This is a genomic window from Streptomyces sp. NBC_01176 (assembly GCF_045039825.1).
Classification (GTDB): domain Bacteria; phylum Actinomycetota; class Actinomycetes; order Streptomycetales; family Streptomycetaceae; genus Streptomyces.
The window spans coordinates 7,498,432-7,512,265 of record NZ_CP108600.1 but is presented as its reverse complement, the minus strand read 5'-3'; the positions used below and the strand labels follow the sequence as shown (position 1 = coordinate 7,512,265).

The window sequence follows — 13,834 nt, the reverse complement described above, 5'->3', positions numbered from 1 at the left end:
TCCGGTTGTCTGGAGCGGTCGTTCACGCCGTACCGAGCGCGCGGGCGCGGGCGGCACGGAAGGCCTTGTACGGGTCGCGGTCCGGGTACGACCAGGGCACCGGGGTGGCGTGCGGCCCGATGCGGTGGAACAGGGCGGCGGCCTCGGCGCCGCGGCCCTCGCAGGACTTCGCGTGGGCGAGGAAGTTGAGGTCGAGGAGACGGCGGGGATGGTCGTCGTGCTCCCACTCCAGCCACCAGTCGAAGGCGGCCTTCATCACCTGGCGGGCCCGGCGCCCGACCCAGTGCCCGGAGGCGGCCGGGTCGGCGGATTCACTGCCCGTGGTGGCGAGCACGCGGTAGCGCTCGGCGTGCGCGACGACGGGCAGGATCGCGAGCGGCGAGTCGGCCGGGGCCTGCTCGGCCGCCCAGTTGGCGAAGTCGTAGACCTCGTGGAGCGGGTCCTGTCCCGCCTGGGCGCGGCGCTCGGCGAGGCGGGCGACCATCAGGTGGTGGGCCTGGTGGTGCTCGGGATGGCGGTGGCGCACCTCGTCGAAGAGCCGGACCACGTCGGCCTCGGCGCCGAGTGTGCGCTCCAGTGTCAGCAGGCCGAGCCAGGGCGTGGGGTCGGCGGGGGCGAGCGCGGCAGCGGCGTGACAGGTCTCGCGGGCCCGTTCGGGACGGTCCTTGCCGTCCAGGGCGCGCTGGACGGTGGCGCAGGCGAGCAGCACGGAGGCGTCGGCGGACTCGGGTTCGGCGAGCTGCCAGTCGCGCGCCCAGGCGAGGGTGGTGGGCTCCTGCGCGAGGACGGTGACGCGGTGTCCGCGACGGTCCCACTCGTCACCGGTCACGGCGAGCAGCGAGCGGACCGCGGTCCAGCGGCCCTGCGCCAGCGCGGAGCGCGCGACGACGAGTTCGGCGTCGTCGAGTGCGGCGTCGAAGACCTGGGCCGTGCCTTTGCGGCCGCGGCCGAGGGGAGGAGGGGGTGGCGGGGGTGGCGGCACCGCGAGGTTTCCTCACAGACGCGGCTGGTCAGTGGCGATCGCGGACAGCAAACCCTTGGCTGAGGGTTCACGTCAAGGGCCGTCCGATGCCCTACACGTGTCAACTCCTCCGATGTGCGCACGAGTTGATGACGGACCCGGAGATGCGCGGGGCGGCGGGACGTGCGGACGGTTCACTCGCGTCCGCACGTCGGGGCGACCGCGGTGGTGCTCAGCCCACCGCCCCGGCCGCCGCGCGGCCCGCCGTGCGGCCGGAGAAGAGGCAGCCGCCCAGGAACGTGCCTTCGAGGGACCGGTAGCCGTGCACTCCGCCGCCGCCGAAACCGGCGACCTCCCCCGCCGCGTACACGCCCGCCAGCGGATCGCCGCCCTCGGTCAGGACCCGCGACGAGAGGTCCGTCTCCAGGCCGCCGAGCGTCTTGCGGGTGAGGATGTGGAGGCGTACGGCGATGAGCGGGCCCGCCTTCGGGTCGAGGATGCGATGCGGCGTGGCCGTGCGGATCAGCTTGTCGCCGAGGTAGTTGCGGGCCCCGCGCATCGCGGTCACCTGGAGGTCCTTGGAGAACGGGTTCGCGATCTCCCGGTCGCGCGCGACGATCTCGCGGCGCAGCGCGGCCTCCTCGATCAGGGGCTCCTTGGTGAGCGCGTTCATACCGCGCACGAGCGCGCCGAGGTCCTTCTCGACGACGAAGTCGGCGCCGTTGTCCATGAACGCCTTGACCGGCCCGGGCACGTCGGCGCGCGCCCGCCCGACGACACCCTTGACCGACTTGCCGGTCAGGTCGGGATTCTGTTCCGAACCCGAGAGCGCGAACTCCTTGCCGATGATCTTCTGGTCGAGCACGAACCACGTGTAGTCGTAGCCGGTCCTCATGATGTGTTCGAGCGTGCCGAGCGTGTCGAAGCCGGGGAAGAGCGGTACCGGGAGCCGGTTGCCGCGCGCGTCCAGCCAGAGGGAGGAGGGGCCGGGCAGGATACGGATGCCGTGGTTGTCCCAGACGGGGTTCCAGTTCTGGATCCCCTCGGTGTAGTGCCACATGCGGTCGCGGTTGATGAGGCGCGCGCCGGTCCGCTCGGCGATCCCGAGCATTTTGCCGTCGACGTGCGCGGGCACCCCGGAGATCATCCGCTCGGGCGGGGTGCCCAGCCGTTCGGGCCAGTTGGCGCGCACCAGGTCGTGGTCGCCGCCGATTCCGCCCGAGGTGACGATCACCGCCTGCGCCTTCAGTTCGAAGGCGCCGGTCACCGTTCGCCCGCTGGCCTGGCCGCGCTCGATCCCCGACGGCTCGAGTATCTCGCCGGTGACGGTGTCGACGGCGCCCGCGCTGCGGGACAGACCGGTGACCCGGTGGCGGAACCTGAGCTCGACGAGGCCGCGCGCGACCCCGGCGCGCACCCGCCGCTCGAAGGGGGCGACCAGCCCCGGCCCGGTCCCCCACGTGATGTGGAAGCGGGGTACGGAGTTCCCGTGACCGTTGGCGTCGTAGCCGCCGCGTTCCGCCCAGCCCACCACCGGGAAGAAGCGCACCCCCTGCTGGTGCAGCCAGGACCGCTTCTCGCCGGCCGCGAAGTCCACGTACGCCTCGGCCCAGCGGCGCGGCCAGTGGTCCTCCGCGCGGTCGAAGCCCGCCGTGCCCATCCAGTCCTGGAGGGCGAGCGCATGGCTGTCCTTGATGCGCATCCGGCGCTGCTCGGGCGAGTTCACGAAGAAGAGTCCGCCGAAGGACCAGTGCGCCTGGCCGCCGATCGACTGTTCGGGCTCCTGGTCGAGAAGGATCACCTTGCGGCCCGCGTCGACGAGCTCCGCGGTCGCCGCGAGCCCCGCGAGACCCGCTCCGATCACGATCACATCTGCGTCGTAGGCCATGGGCCCGTCCTCTCGGCATGACGACGCGCATGTCGGCTTCGTCACAAGTCGCCGTCGTCACGGCTGGTTGACAGGAAAATGGCGATCAGGCCATCGGCGGGGACCGGTCGGGACAGCAGATGACCGGCCCGCCGTGGTTACTGATCGGTCAGATCCTTCGGCAAGAAGAGTGACCGAGTCAACCGCCCCGTTGCGGGTACTCCGTGGGCAGCGCCTGGTGGGTGGCACTACAGTCGGCGGGATACGCACCCCGTGACCCGATCTGACTCCGGATGTATCGAGGTACCCAGCGTGTCGGTTCTCGTTCTGATTCTCTCGGTGAGCGCGGCCTGTTGCCTGGGTTTCGGCTTCGTGCTCCAGCAGAACGCCGCGTCACGCGCCCCGCTGAACGACTTCCTCTCCCCCCGTCTGCTGCTGGACCTCATCCGGGTGCCGCGCTGGCTGGGCGGCATCGGACTCATGGTGTGCGGCATGGTTCTCGGCGCGATCGCCCTGGGCAAGGGCGAGGTCTCCCAGGTGGAACCGCTCCTCGCGACCAACCTGCTGTTCGCGCTCGGCCTCTCCCGCCACCAGACGAAGCAGCCGCTGGGCCGTCAGGGCTGGTCCGGGCTCGCCCTGCTCGCGGGCGGAGTGACCGCGTTCATCCTGGCGGGCCGCCCCCAGGGCGGTGACGCGGTGTCCGATCCGCTGCGGCACTGGCTGATCATCGGCATCATGATCGGGCTCGCGCTCCTTCTCACCACGTACGCCAAACGCTCCCGGCTGGGTGCCGCTCCGGTGCTGCTCGCCCTGGCCGCGGGCGTGCTGTACGGCGTGCAGGACGCACTCACCCGGGTGAGCGGGCAGCGGTTCGGCGAGGGCGGCTGGGGCGAACTGCTCATCAGCTGGCAGCCGTACGGGGTGCTGGTGCTCGGTGTGTCGGGGCTGGTGCTGGTGCAGAGCGCCTTCGAGACGGCGGAACTGCGGATGTCGCTGCCCGCGCTCACCGCCGCCCAGCCGCTCGCCGGGATCCTCTGCGGGGTGGGGTTCCTCGGGGACCGGCTGCGGACCGACGTGGGCGCGCTGACCTGGGAGGCGGCGGGACTCGCGGCGATCGTGACGGGCATCGTGCTGCTCGGGATGCACCCGGCGATGCCGGCCGGCGCGAAGAGGACGGAGCCCACGCTGGACCTCCAACGGCGGTGAACCGACTCGGCCGAGCACCACGGCACCCGCGCTCGGTGAACCGACGCGGCCGGCCCGTGAGCGGCACCGCCCACGCGGGGCGGTCACCCGATCGGCCGAACGGCACGCACCGCCCCGGAAACACCCGGTCGGCGGGGCGGCACGCGGCGACCCGGGCGCGCGTCGCGTGGCCGACCGGAACACGGCGGAGGGACCGGGCCCGGGTTCCCCGGGGACGGCCCGGATGCGGACCGGAGGCGGACCGGCCCGGGGTCGGTCGAACGGGACTGATTGGATGGAGACATGAGCGCCGCTGACGAGATCCTCGACATCGTGGACGAGAACGACGTGGTCGTCGGAGAGTCCCCGCGCGGAGAGGCGTACGCGCGCGGACTCCGCCACCGGTGCGTGTTCATCCAGGCCCGGGACTCGGGCGGCCGGCTCTTCGTCCACCGCCGCACCGCGACCAAGCTGGTGTTCCCCTCCCTGTACGACATGTTCGTCGGCGGCGTCGTGGGCGCGGGCGAGTCGTACGACGCCGCGGCCCTGCGCGAGGCCGAGGAGGAACTGGGCGTCTCCGGACTCCCGAGCCCCGTCCCGCTCTTCAAGTTCCTCTACGACAACGGCGCCGGGCAGACCTGGTGGTCCGCCGTCTACGAGGTCCGCTGCGACCTCCCCGTGAACCCGCAGACGGAGGAGGTCGCCTGGCACGCCTTCCTCACCGAGGAGGAGGTGGAGCGGCGTCTGACGGAGTGGACATGGGTGCCGGACGGACTGGCGGCCTACGAACGCCTGCGCGAGCACCGGGCGACGGGCTGAGCCTTCGCGGCGCCCGGCGGTGGCGGCCGGCACCGCGGAACAGCCGAGTAGGGTCCCGGACGTGATCGAATTCGTACGGAACGTCCGGCTCTGGTTCGCGCCCGAGGAGGTCCGGCAGGAGGGCCGCACTCCCGACTACCGGTTCTCCCTGGCCAACGAGCGCACCTTCCTGGCCTGGCTGCGCACCGCGCTGGCGCTGATCGGGGGCGGCTTCGCCGTGGACCAGTTCCTGCCGGACCTGCGCTGGGCCTGGCGAGTCGGTCTCGCGCTGGCCCTGCTGGCGGCGGGCGTGCTCTGCTCGCTGCGGGCCGTCAACCACTGGGTGCGGTGCGAGCGGGCGATGCGGAGGGGAGACGACCTCCCCGTGTCGCGCTTCCCGGCGCTGCTGGGCATCGCCGTCGCGGTGGTCGCGGTCGCGATGGTCGTCGTCGTCCTCGTCGGCTGGGAAGGATGACCGCGCCCGTCCCCGGGCGGGACCCCGGGCTGCAGCCGGAGCGCACCCGGCTCGCGTGGCGGCGTACGACCCTGTCGAGCACCGTCGCCGCGGTGCTGGCGGCGAAGGCGGCGCTGCACGGCGGCCCCTCGGCGACCGGTGTCGTGGCCGGTGTCCTGTGCGGGGCGCTGTGGCTGGGCTTCCTGGCGCTCGCGCACCGCCGCATCCGGGTGCTGGCCGCGTCCGGCACCGCCGGCCCGCCCACCCTCGCACCGCGGCACGCGGCGGCCGCGACCCTGTGCACGGTCGCGCTGGCCGTCTGCGCGGTGGCGCTGGTGTTCTGAGAAGCCGGGACCGGACACGGCCACGACCGCCCCGGGGGACCAGCCATGACCGCCCTCGGGGGCCCAGGCGCAGCCGCGACCGCCCTCGGGGGCCCAGGCGCAGCCGCGACCGCCCTCGGGGGGCGGGCACAGCCATGACCACCCTCGGGGGACCGGGCACAGCCACGACCGCCTCCCCCCGGGGAGGCGACGGCAGCGAGCGACCCCCTGCTCCACCCCGTACGCCCAGCTCTCCGCGCTCTCGGGCGGCACACATGTCCAGATGATGACGAATTGACGGAAATACAACGCTTTCTGGCGCTAGCCTGAGCCGTCGCTTCCCGCCACGCACGAAGGTGAGCACCATGACGACCCTCCATCCGGAGCACTCGGCCCACCAGCACACCCACGGTCCGGCCTGCGGACACACCGCGGTGCCGCACGGGGACCACGTCGACTACGCACACGACGGGCATCTGCACCGCGAGCACTCCGGACACTGGGACGAGTGCGAGCCGAGCGGCCACACGGCGCACGACGACCACGGGGGCCACCAGCACGGCCACGGCTGTGGTCACCCGGCGGTCGAGCACGGCGACCACCTCGACTATCTGCACGACGGACACCGGCACGCCGAGCACGACGGCCACTGGGACGACCACTAGTGACGCGACGGCGGACGGGACGGCCGGCACCCGGGACCACCTCCCTGTAACGCCCCGCCGGCCCCCTCCGGCGTCCCTCCTCGACGCTCTCCCGGCGTCTCCCCCGGCCTCCGGAGGAGACGCCGATCACGTTTGGCGTACACCCTGGACGACATACCGACTGGTCGGCATCATGGTCACGTCCCGCTCCCTCGTGTGTAGGAGAAACGATGAGTCCCGACCACCCGCCAGGTCTCGATCTCGACCGGCTGCGCGGCCTGCTCGACGACGAGCGCCCCGGCCTGACGCACGGCCCGCTGACCGGCCGGCTGATCGAGGGCGGACGGTCGAACCTCACGTACGCGGTCACGGACGGCACCACACGATGGGTCGTACGGCGCCCTCCGCTCGGCCATGTGCTCGCCACCGCGCACGACATGAAGCGCGAACACCGGGTGATCAGCGCCCTGCACCCGACGGCCGTCCCGGTGCCGCGCCCGGTGCTGCTCTGCGAGGACGCGGAGGTGCTGGGCGCCCCCTTCTACGTCATGGAGTTCGTCGACGGCACGCCGTACCGCACCGCCGAGCAGCTCGCCCCGCTCGGCCCGCAGCGCACTCGGGACGCGGTGCTCGGGCTGGTCGACACGCTCGTCGCACTGCACGCCGTGGATCCCGCCGAGGTGGGCCTCGCCGACTTCGGCCGCCCCGAGGGCTTCCTCGACCGTCAACTGCGGCGCTGGGGCAAGCAGTTGGACGCCTCCAGAAACCGCGAGCTGGCCGGGATCGACGAGTTGCAGGCGGCCCTGGGGCGCGCGCTGCCGGACTCCCCCGCGCCCACCGTCGTGCACGGCGACTACCGGCTCGACAACGTGCTGATAGGCGAGGACGACCGGATCAAGGCGATCCTGGACTGGGAGATGTCCACGCTCGGCGATCCGCTGACCGACCTGGGCCTGCTGGTGATGTACAGCGCGCCTCTCGAACTGCCGGACTCCCCCATCAGCACGACCGCTTCGGCCGCCGGCCACCCGGACCCGGCCGAGATCGTCGAACGGTACGCCGCGCGCTCGGGGCGCGACGCGTCCGACGTCGCCTGGTACACGGCGTTCGCCTGGTTCAAACTCGCCGTGATCCTGGAGGGCATCCACTACCGCTACACGCTCGGCCAGACGGTCGGCGCGGGCTTCGACCGCATCGGTGACCTGGTGCCGTTCTTCATCGAGCACGGCCTGACCACTCTTCAGGAAGGCTGATCCGCCATGGACTTCGCATTCGACGCGCGCACCGAGGAACTGCGGGACAGGCTGCTCGCCTTCATGGACGAGCACGTGTACCCGGCGGAGGCGGTGGCGGAGGAGCAGCGCGCCCTGCTGGCCTCGCCGTGGGACACGCCCGCCGTGGTCGGGGAGTTGAAGGCCGAGGCACGCAGGCAGGGGCTGTGGAACCTCTTCCTGCCCGACGCCGAGCACGGGGCCGGACTCACCAACCTCCAGTACGCGCCGCTCGCCGAGATCACCGGCCGCAGCCCGCACCTGGCGCCCACCGCCCTGAACTGCGCGGCGCCGGACACCGGCAACATGGAGGTGCTCGCGCAGTTCGGCGACGAGCAGCAGAAGAAGCAGTGGCTGGAGCCGCTGCTCGCCGGTGAGATCCGCTCGGCGTTCGCGATGACCGAGCCGGAGGTGGCCTCCTCCGACGCGACCAACATCACCACACACATCGAGCGGGACGGCGACGAGTACGTCGTCACCGGCCGCAAGTGGTACATCTCCGGGGCCATGAACCCCGACTGCAAGATCTTCATCGTGATGGGCAAGACCGACCCGGACGGGCCGGACATCCGCCGCCAGCAGTCCATGATCCTGGTCCCGCGCGACACACCGGGGGTCGAGGTCCGGCGCGCCATGCAGGTGTACGGCTACGAGGACCACTCCCACGGCGGGCACGCGGAGGTCGTCTTCCACGGGGCCCGCGTGCCCGTCACCAACCTGGTCGGCGAGGAGGGCGGCGGCTTCGCCATCGCCCAGGCGCGGCTCGGGCCCGGCCGTATCCACCACTGCATGCGGCTGATCGGCATGGCCGAGCGGGCGATCGAGTTGATGTGCCGGCGGGCGGTGGCCCGGACGGCGTTCGGCAAGCCGCTGGCACAGCAGGGCGTGGTCCAGAACTGGATCGCCGACGCGCGGGTCGCCGTCGAGCAGCTGCGGCTGCTGGTGCTGAAGACCGCGTGGATGATGGACACGGTCGGCAACCGGGGTGCCCACACCGAGATCCAGGCGATCAAGATCGCCACTCCGCGTACGGTCGTCGACATCCTCGACAAGGCGGTGCAGTTGCACGGTGCCGGGGGTGTGAGCCAGGACTTCCCGCTGGCGGAGCTCTGGGCCGGTGCGCGCACCCTCAAGCTCGCGGACGGGCCGGACGAGGTGCACCAGCGTTCGCTGGCGCGGCGGGAGATCAAGAAGTACGTGTGACGGCGGGGGCGGTGGGGAGCGCCCCCACCGCCCTTGGCTGACTGGGGGCTCCGCCCCCAACCCCCGACCGGCCTGAACGGCCTCGTCCTCAAACGCCGGACGGGCTGGACATGCGGGCCGGAACTGGATGGTTCCGGCCCGGGTCGGCACCCTGCCGTCCGCCGCCGGCACCTTGCCGTCCAACCGTCGGCACCTTGCCGTCCGGCCATCGGCACCTTGCCGTCCGGCCGCCGGCCTTCAGCGCCGGCGTCAGCCTCTCAGCGCGGGCGCCCACCATCAGCCCGTCCGGCGTTTGAGGACGAGCCCCTCGGGCGATGCGGGGGTCCAGGGGGCCGCAGCGCCCCTGGCGGGGTCCGGGGCGGCGCCCCGGGGACGGGGAGGAGACTACGGCCGCAGCGCGCGCAGCAGCAGGTCGGCCAGGTGCTCGGCGACCTCCTGCGGAGTGAGCGGGCCGTCGGGGCGGTACCACGTCGACAGGTGGTGGACCGAGCCGAAGTGGTAGTCGACGACCAGGTCCGCCGGGGTGGCCGTGGAGAAGACGCCCTTCTTCTGGCCCTCCTCGATCAGCGCGCGGAAGCGCTCGTGGTAGCGGCGCCGCTCGGACCGCACCTGCTTGAGTTTCTCGGGACTGAGGTGGTGCATCGAGCGGAAGAAGATCGAGGCGTCGTCGAGATTGTCGATGGTCGTGACGACCACGTCCGCGGCCGCGCCCCGGACCCGCTCCTCCACCGGCGCGTCGGACTCCGCGAACGCGTCCAGCCGTTCCTGCTGGATGCGCAGCACGCGTGCGTACACCTCGTGCAGGAGGTCGTCCTTCGAGCCGAAGTAGTGGTAGAGCGCCCCCTTGGTGACGCCTGCCGCCTCGACGATCTCCTGCACGGAGGTCCGGTCGTAGCCCTGCTCGGCGAAGAGCCGGGTGGCGGCGGCCAGGAGCCGCTGCGGGACGGGCGTACCGTCGCCGTCCGTCGTTCTGGGCACTGCCGCCACCTGCCTTCCGTACGTGGTTCGATGAAAGCGCCGTTCGGTGGAGGACGCTGCCCGGTGAGGAGCGCCGTCCACTGAGATTGTCGTCTACTCCGGGGCCTGCGAGCGCGTACGCAGTTCCCGACGGAGGATCTTCCCACTAGCCGTCTTCGGCAGGTCGGGCAGGATCTCCACGTGCCGCGGATACTTGTAGGCGGCCAGTCTCTCCTTGCAGTACGCGGCGAGCGCGTCGGGGTCCTCCTCGGCGCCCGGCCGCAGGCTGATGTACGCCTTGACCGTCTCGCCGCGGTAGCCGTCGGGGATGCCCACGACGGCCGCCTCGCGGACCGCCGGGTGGGTGTAGAGCACGTCCTCGACCTCGCGGGGCCACACCTTGAAGCCGGACGCGTTGATCATGTCCTTCTTGCGGTCGACGACGTAGAGCCAGCCCTCCGGGTCCATGAACCCGATGTCGCCGGTACGCAGCTCACCGCCCGGGAAGGTCTCGGCGGTGGCCTCGGGGCGCTGCCAGTAGCCCGGCACGACCTGCGGTCCCGTGACGAGGATCTCGCCCTGTTCCCCGAACGGGACCTCCCGGCCCTGCTCGTCGACGATGCGTACGACGCTGTCGGGGCCCGGCAGGCCGACGGCCAGCGTGCCCGAGACCGGGTCGACGGGGGCCTCCCGGCCCGGCGGTACGGAGGCGCACGGCGCGGTGCACTCGGTGAGCCCGTAGCCGTTGCGGATGTAGGGCCCGAATCCGGCGCGGAACTTCTCCACCAGCGCCGGCGGCAGTGGCGCGCCGCCGGAGGAGATGTTCACGAAGGACGAGAAGTGGTCCGGTGTGACGGACGGATGGGCGGCCAGGGCCATGAAGGCCGTCGAGGGGCCGACGGTGTAGAGCGGCCGGTGCTCGGCGAACGCGTCGAGCACGACCCCCGCCTCGAAGCGGTAGGCGAGGACCAGTGTGCCCGCGCTGTTGAGGCAGGCGGCGAGCTGGCAGACCATTCCGGTGATGTGGAACAGGGGCGCCATCGCGAAGTACACCGGCGCCTCGGGCAGTCCGAGACCGGTCCGCTGCCGCTCGGCGTTGTACATGATGTTGCCGTGCGTGTTGGTGGCGCCCTTGGGGGTGCCGCTGGTCCCGGAGGTGTAACTGATCAGAGCGATGTCCGCGGGACCCGCGTCGCGGCCTTCTGGGGCCTTGTGTCCCTGCGCGGCGACCGTCGCGAGGTCGTCGGCGTCCGCGGCCCCCGGAAGTCGCTCGAAGGTCAGCACGCGCGCGTCGTCACGGCTCTGGAAGTCCAGTTCGCAGCCCGTGAGGACGATGCTCACGGCCGAGTCGGCCGCCGTCTCGCGCAGATACGACTCCCACGCGCGGTCGGAGCAGACCAGGGCACGCACGTCCGCGTCGTGCAGGACGTGGCGGACCTCGCCCGACTTGTACATGGGGTTGACCGGCACGACGGTCGCGCCGGCCTTCCAGGCGCCGAGCAGCGCGAGCACGAAGTGCGGGGAGTTCTGCAGCAGGATCGCCACCCGGTCGCCGCGTTCCAGGCCGCGGGCGGCGAGATGCCCGGCGACCGAGTCGCTCAGCTCGTCCACCTCGCGGTAGCTGAGCCGGCCGTCGAAGTAGGCGAGCGCGGTGCGGTCCGCACCGTCCGCCACGGCCGCGCGCAGGGCGTGCACCAGGGAGTCGGCGGGGGTCACGGTGGCGCGCTGCGCGTCGCTGAGGAGGGCCACCCAGGGGCGGTCGGCATAGGTGGTCACCGGCCCGCCTCCCACTTCTGCTGGATGTGGTTCATGTTCGTCAGCCAGCGGTCCGGTTCCGTCGCCCTCACCTGGTAGTAACCGGCCACCTCGGGGTGCGGCAGGATCAGGAAGCGGTCCTCCTCGATCCCCGCGAAGAGGGCGTTCGCGACGTCCTCCGGCTCGATGGCGGTCGGCTGGAGCACCAGGTCGCCCGCGCTGCCGGTGGCGTCGAGCATGTCGGTGCGCACACCCTGCGGACAGATCGCGTGCACCTTCAGGCCCCGGTGGCGGTAGGTCAGCGACAGCCACTCGGCGAAGGCGTACGCGCCGTGCTTGGTGACGCTGTAGGGCGCGGCGCCGATCATGGTGAGCAGTCCGGCCGCGGACACGGTGGAGACGAAACGGCCGCTGCCGCGCTCCAGCCAGTCCGGGAGCAGTTCGTGGGCGGCCCGGACGTGGGCCATCACGTTGACGTCCCAGGCCAGCTCCCAGACCTTCTCGCCGGCCGCCTCGGTGCCGCCCGAGGCGACGCCCGCGTTGGCGCAGTAGACGTCGATCGTGCCGCCGAGGGCGTCCCGGGCCTCGGTCACGATCGTGGACGCGTCGCCGGGGACCGCGATGCCGCCGATCTCCTCGGCCACGGCGCGGGCCTTGGCGGCGTCGAGGTCGTTGACGACGACTCTGGCTCCCTCGGCGGCGAAGCGGCGGGCCAGCGCGGCTCCGATGCCGCCTCCCGCACCGGTGACGACCACTCCCGCATCCTGCACGGCTTCCACCATCGGTCTCCTTCGACGCGACGCCAATCGGCTCTGCGAGCAGTCGGCCCGGCAGGCGGTCGGCTCCGCACGCGGTCGGTTCTGTCCGCGGTCGGTACTGTCCGCAGTCGGCTCTGCTGCGACGTCAGACTAACCAGTCGGTATGTTGCAAGGGAAGGGGTGTCCGCTCCCGCGGGGCGCCCGGGCGTGTGACATTGTGCGGCCCCGCCGCGCGGGCCCGACCAGGCAACGGGCACCGGCGGCTTCCGCACGTCGGCGGTTGCGCATAGCGTGCCGGTGCCCACCTTCCGCGATCACGGAGGTCCCCCCATGCGCCTCTCCCGGCGAGCCCTTCTCACGGCCACCGCGGCGGCCGGCCTGGCGACCGCCCCCGCCGTCCCCCTCCCCGCCCCGGCCCCCGTGGCCGCCACCGGTGACCGCCTCCGCACCGGCTTCGAGCGCCTGCGAAGCGACGGCTACTCACTCCTGCGCGGCCGCAAGGTCGGGATCGTGACGAACCCCACCGGCGTCACCACGGACGTACGCCACATCGTCGACGTCATGCACGCCGACGCCCGCGTGAACCTCGTCGCCGTCTTCGGCCCGGAACACGGCTTCCGCGGCACCGCGCAGGCGGGGGGCTCGGAGGGCCGCTACGACGACCCGGCGACCGGGCTGCCCGTCTACGACACGTATCTCAAGAGCGGACAGCCGCTCGCCGACGTCTTCACCGCCTCCGGCGTGGACACCGTGGTCTTCGACATCCAGGACGCGGGCGCGCGCTTCTACACGTACATCTGGACGCTCTACGACTGCATGGAGGCGGCCCGGCTCGCGGGCAAACGGTTCGTGGTGCTGGACCGGCCGAACCCGGTGACCGGGCGGGCGGCGCTGGGGCCGGTGCTGCACCGGGAGTTCGCGAGCTTCGTCGGCCGGCAGCCGATCGCGCAGGCGCACGGGATGACGGTGGCGGAGCTGGCACGGCTGTTCAACAAGGAGTTCCTGACCAAGCCGGTCGCGCTGGAGACCGTCCTGATGTCCGGCTGGAAGCGGTCGGACTTCTACGACGCCTCCGGACTCCCCTGGGTGCCGCCCAGCCCCAACATGCCGACGGCCGACACGGCTCTGGTCTACTCCGGCACCTGTCTCTTCGAGGGGACGAACCTGTCGGAGGGACGGGGCACCACGCGGCCGTTCGAACTGCTCGGCGCGGAGGGTCTGGACGGCCGGTGGGCCGAGGCGGTCGGTGGCCTCGGGCTGCCCGGCGTACACTTCCGGGAGGCCTATTTCGCCCCCACCTTCTCCAAGTTCGAGGGCAAGACCATCGGTGGCGTGCAGATCCATGTCGCCGACCGGGCCGCGTTCGACCCCGTCCGGACCGGCATCGCGCTCCTGGTGACCGCCAAGAAGGTCTGGAGCGGCTTCGCCTGGCGTTCCGACCAGTGGATCGACAAGCTGACCGGCTCCACCGGCGTGCGCACGATGATCGACGCGGGGGCGACGGCCGACGAGGTCGTGGCGTCCTGGCGGGACGAGCTGGCGGCCTTCCGGCGGACGCGGAAGGAGTACCTCCTCTACGGATGACGCGTGGCGTACGGCCGGTGCCCGGCGGCGGGTCGGGGGCTCCGATCCGCCGCCGGGCGGGAGTTGACGGTACG

At 72.1% G+C, this 13,834-nt stretch carries 13 protein-coding genes; 8 read left to right on the top strand and 5 right to left on the bottom strand.

Annotated elements, in window-relative coordinates; translation table 11 throughout:
* Positions 1 to 22: 22 nt before the first annotated feature.
* Together OG199_RS32575 and OG199_RS32570 are read right to left on the bottom strand one after the other, a co-directional pair.
* Positions 23 to 982: a hypothetical protein gene (locus tag OG199_RS32575; protein WP_356804027.1), complete on the bottom strand. Its 960-nt coding sequence runs from the start codon at positions 980 to 982 to the stop codon at positions 23 to 25.
* A gap of 211 nt (positions 983 to 1,193) precedes the next feature.
* Complete coding sequence (locus OG199_RS32570; RefSeq protein ID WP_405832481.1) at positions 1,194 to 2,849, bottom strand: FAD-binding dehydrogenase; 1,656 nt, start codon at positions 2,847 to 2,849, stop codon at positions 1,194 to 1,196.
* A 291-nt stretch (positions 2,850 to 3,140) separates the two neighbouring features.
* Here OG199_RS32570 and OG199_RS32565 point away from each other — a divergent pair, with 291 nt between their 5' ends.
* The 7 genes from OG199_RS32565 (at position 3,141) to OG199_RS32535 (ending at position 8,706) form a co-directional block, all read left to right on the top strand.
* Positions 3,141 to 4,034 carry a DMT family transporter gene (locus OG199_RS32565; RefSeq protein ID WP_356804023.1) on the top strand — a complete coding sequence of 298 codons (894 nt, stop codon included), beginning with the start codon at positions 3,141 to 3,143 and terminating at the stop codon, positions 4,032 to 4,034.
* 282 nt (positions 4,035 to 4,316) lie between these two features.
* On the top strand, positions 4,317 to 4,832 hold the full coding sequence (locus tag OG199_RS32560; RefSeq protein ID WP_356804022.1) for an NUDIX domain-containing protein: 516 nt from the start codon (positions 4,317 to 4,319) through the stop codon (positions 4,830 to 4,832).
* A 61-nt stretch (positions 4,833 to 4,893) separates the two neighbouring features.
* Positions 4,894 to 5,286: a DUF202 domain-containing protein gene (locus tag OG199_RS32555; protein ID WP_356804020.1), complete on the top strand. Its 393-nt coding sequence runs from the start codon at positions 4,894 to 4,896 to the stop codon at positions 5,284 to 5,286.
* Positions 5,283 to 5,609, top strand: coding sequence for a DUF202 domain-containing protein (locus tag OG199_RS32550; protein ID WP_356804018.1), 327 nt, complete (start codon positions 5,283 to 5,285; stop codon positions 5,607 to 5,609). The genes OG199_RS32555 and OG199_RS32550 overlap by 4 nt, the downstream gene beginning before the upstream one ends.
* A gap of 344 nt (positions 5,610 to 5,953) precedes the next feature.
* Complete coding sequence (locus OG199_RS32545) at positions 5,954 to 6,253, top strand: hypothetical protein (RefSeq protein WP_356804017.1); 300 nt, start codon at positions 5,954 to 5,956, stop codon at positions 6,251 to 6,253.
* A gap of 209 nt (positions 6,254 to 6,462) precedes the next feature.
* Entirely contained in the window at positions 6,463 to 7,485 is a 1,023-nt protein-coding gene (locus OG199_RS32540; RefSeq protein ID WP_405832478.1) for a phosphotransferase family protein, read from the top strand.
* A 6-nt stretch (positions 7,486 to 7,491) separates the two neighbouring features.
* On the top strand, positions 7,492 to 8,706 hold the full coding sequence (locus tag OG199_RS32535; protein WP_356804013.1) for an acyl-CoA dehydrogenase family protein: 1,215 nt from the start codon (positions 7,492 to 7,494) through the stop codon (positions 8,704 to 8,706).
* 384 nt (positions 8,707 to 9,090) lie between these two features.
* Here the strand turns inward: OG199_RS32535 and OG199_RS32530 are convergent, their stop codons facing one another.
* The 3 genes from OG199_RS32530 to OG199_RS32520 all read right to left on the bottom strand — a co-directional run bounded on the left by OG199_RS32530 (position 9,091) and on the right by OG199_RS32520 (position 12,200).
* Complete coding sequence (locus OG199_RS32530) at positions 9,091 to 9,684, bottom strand: TetR/AcrR family transcriptional regulator (RefSeq protein ID WP_401802913.1); 594 nt, start codon at positions 9,682 to 9,684, stop codon at positions 9,091 to 9,093.
* Positions 9,685 to 9,777: 93 nt separating this feature from the next.
* A complete protein-coding gene (locus OG199_RS32525; RefSeq protein WP_405832475.1) occupies positions 9,778 to 11,439 on the bottom strand; it encodes a class I adenylate-forming enzyme family protein in 1,662 nt (553 codons plus the stop codon).
* Positions 11,436 to 12,200: an SDR family oxidoreductase gene (locus tag OG199_RS32520; protein WP_356807477.1), complete on the bottom strand. Its 765-nt coding sequence runs from the start codon at positions 12,198 to 12,200 to the stop codon at positions 11,436 to 11,438. Before OG199_RS32520 ends, OG199_RS32525 begins: the two co-directional genes overlap by 4 nt.
* Positions 12,201 to 12,506: 306 nt before the next feature.
* On the opposite strand from OG199_RS32520, the gene OG199_RS32515 reads away from it, so the two are divergent.
* Entirely contained in the window at positions 12,507 to 13,760 is a 1,254-nt protein-coding gene (locus OG199_RS32515) for an exo-beta-N-acetylmuramidase NamZ domain-containing protein (RefSeq protein ID WP_405832473.1), read from the top strand.
* The last annotated feature ends 74 nt before the right edge of the window (positions 13,761 to 13,834 follow it).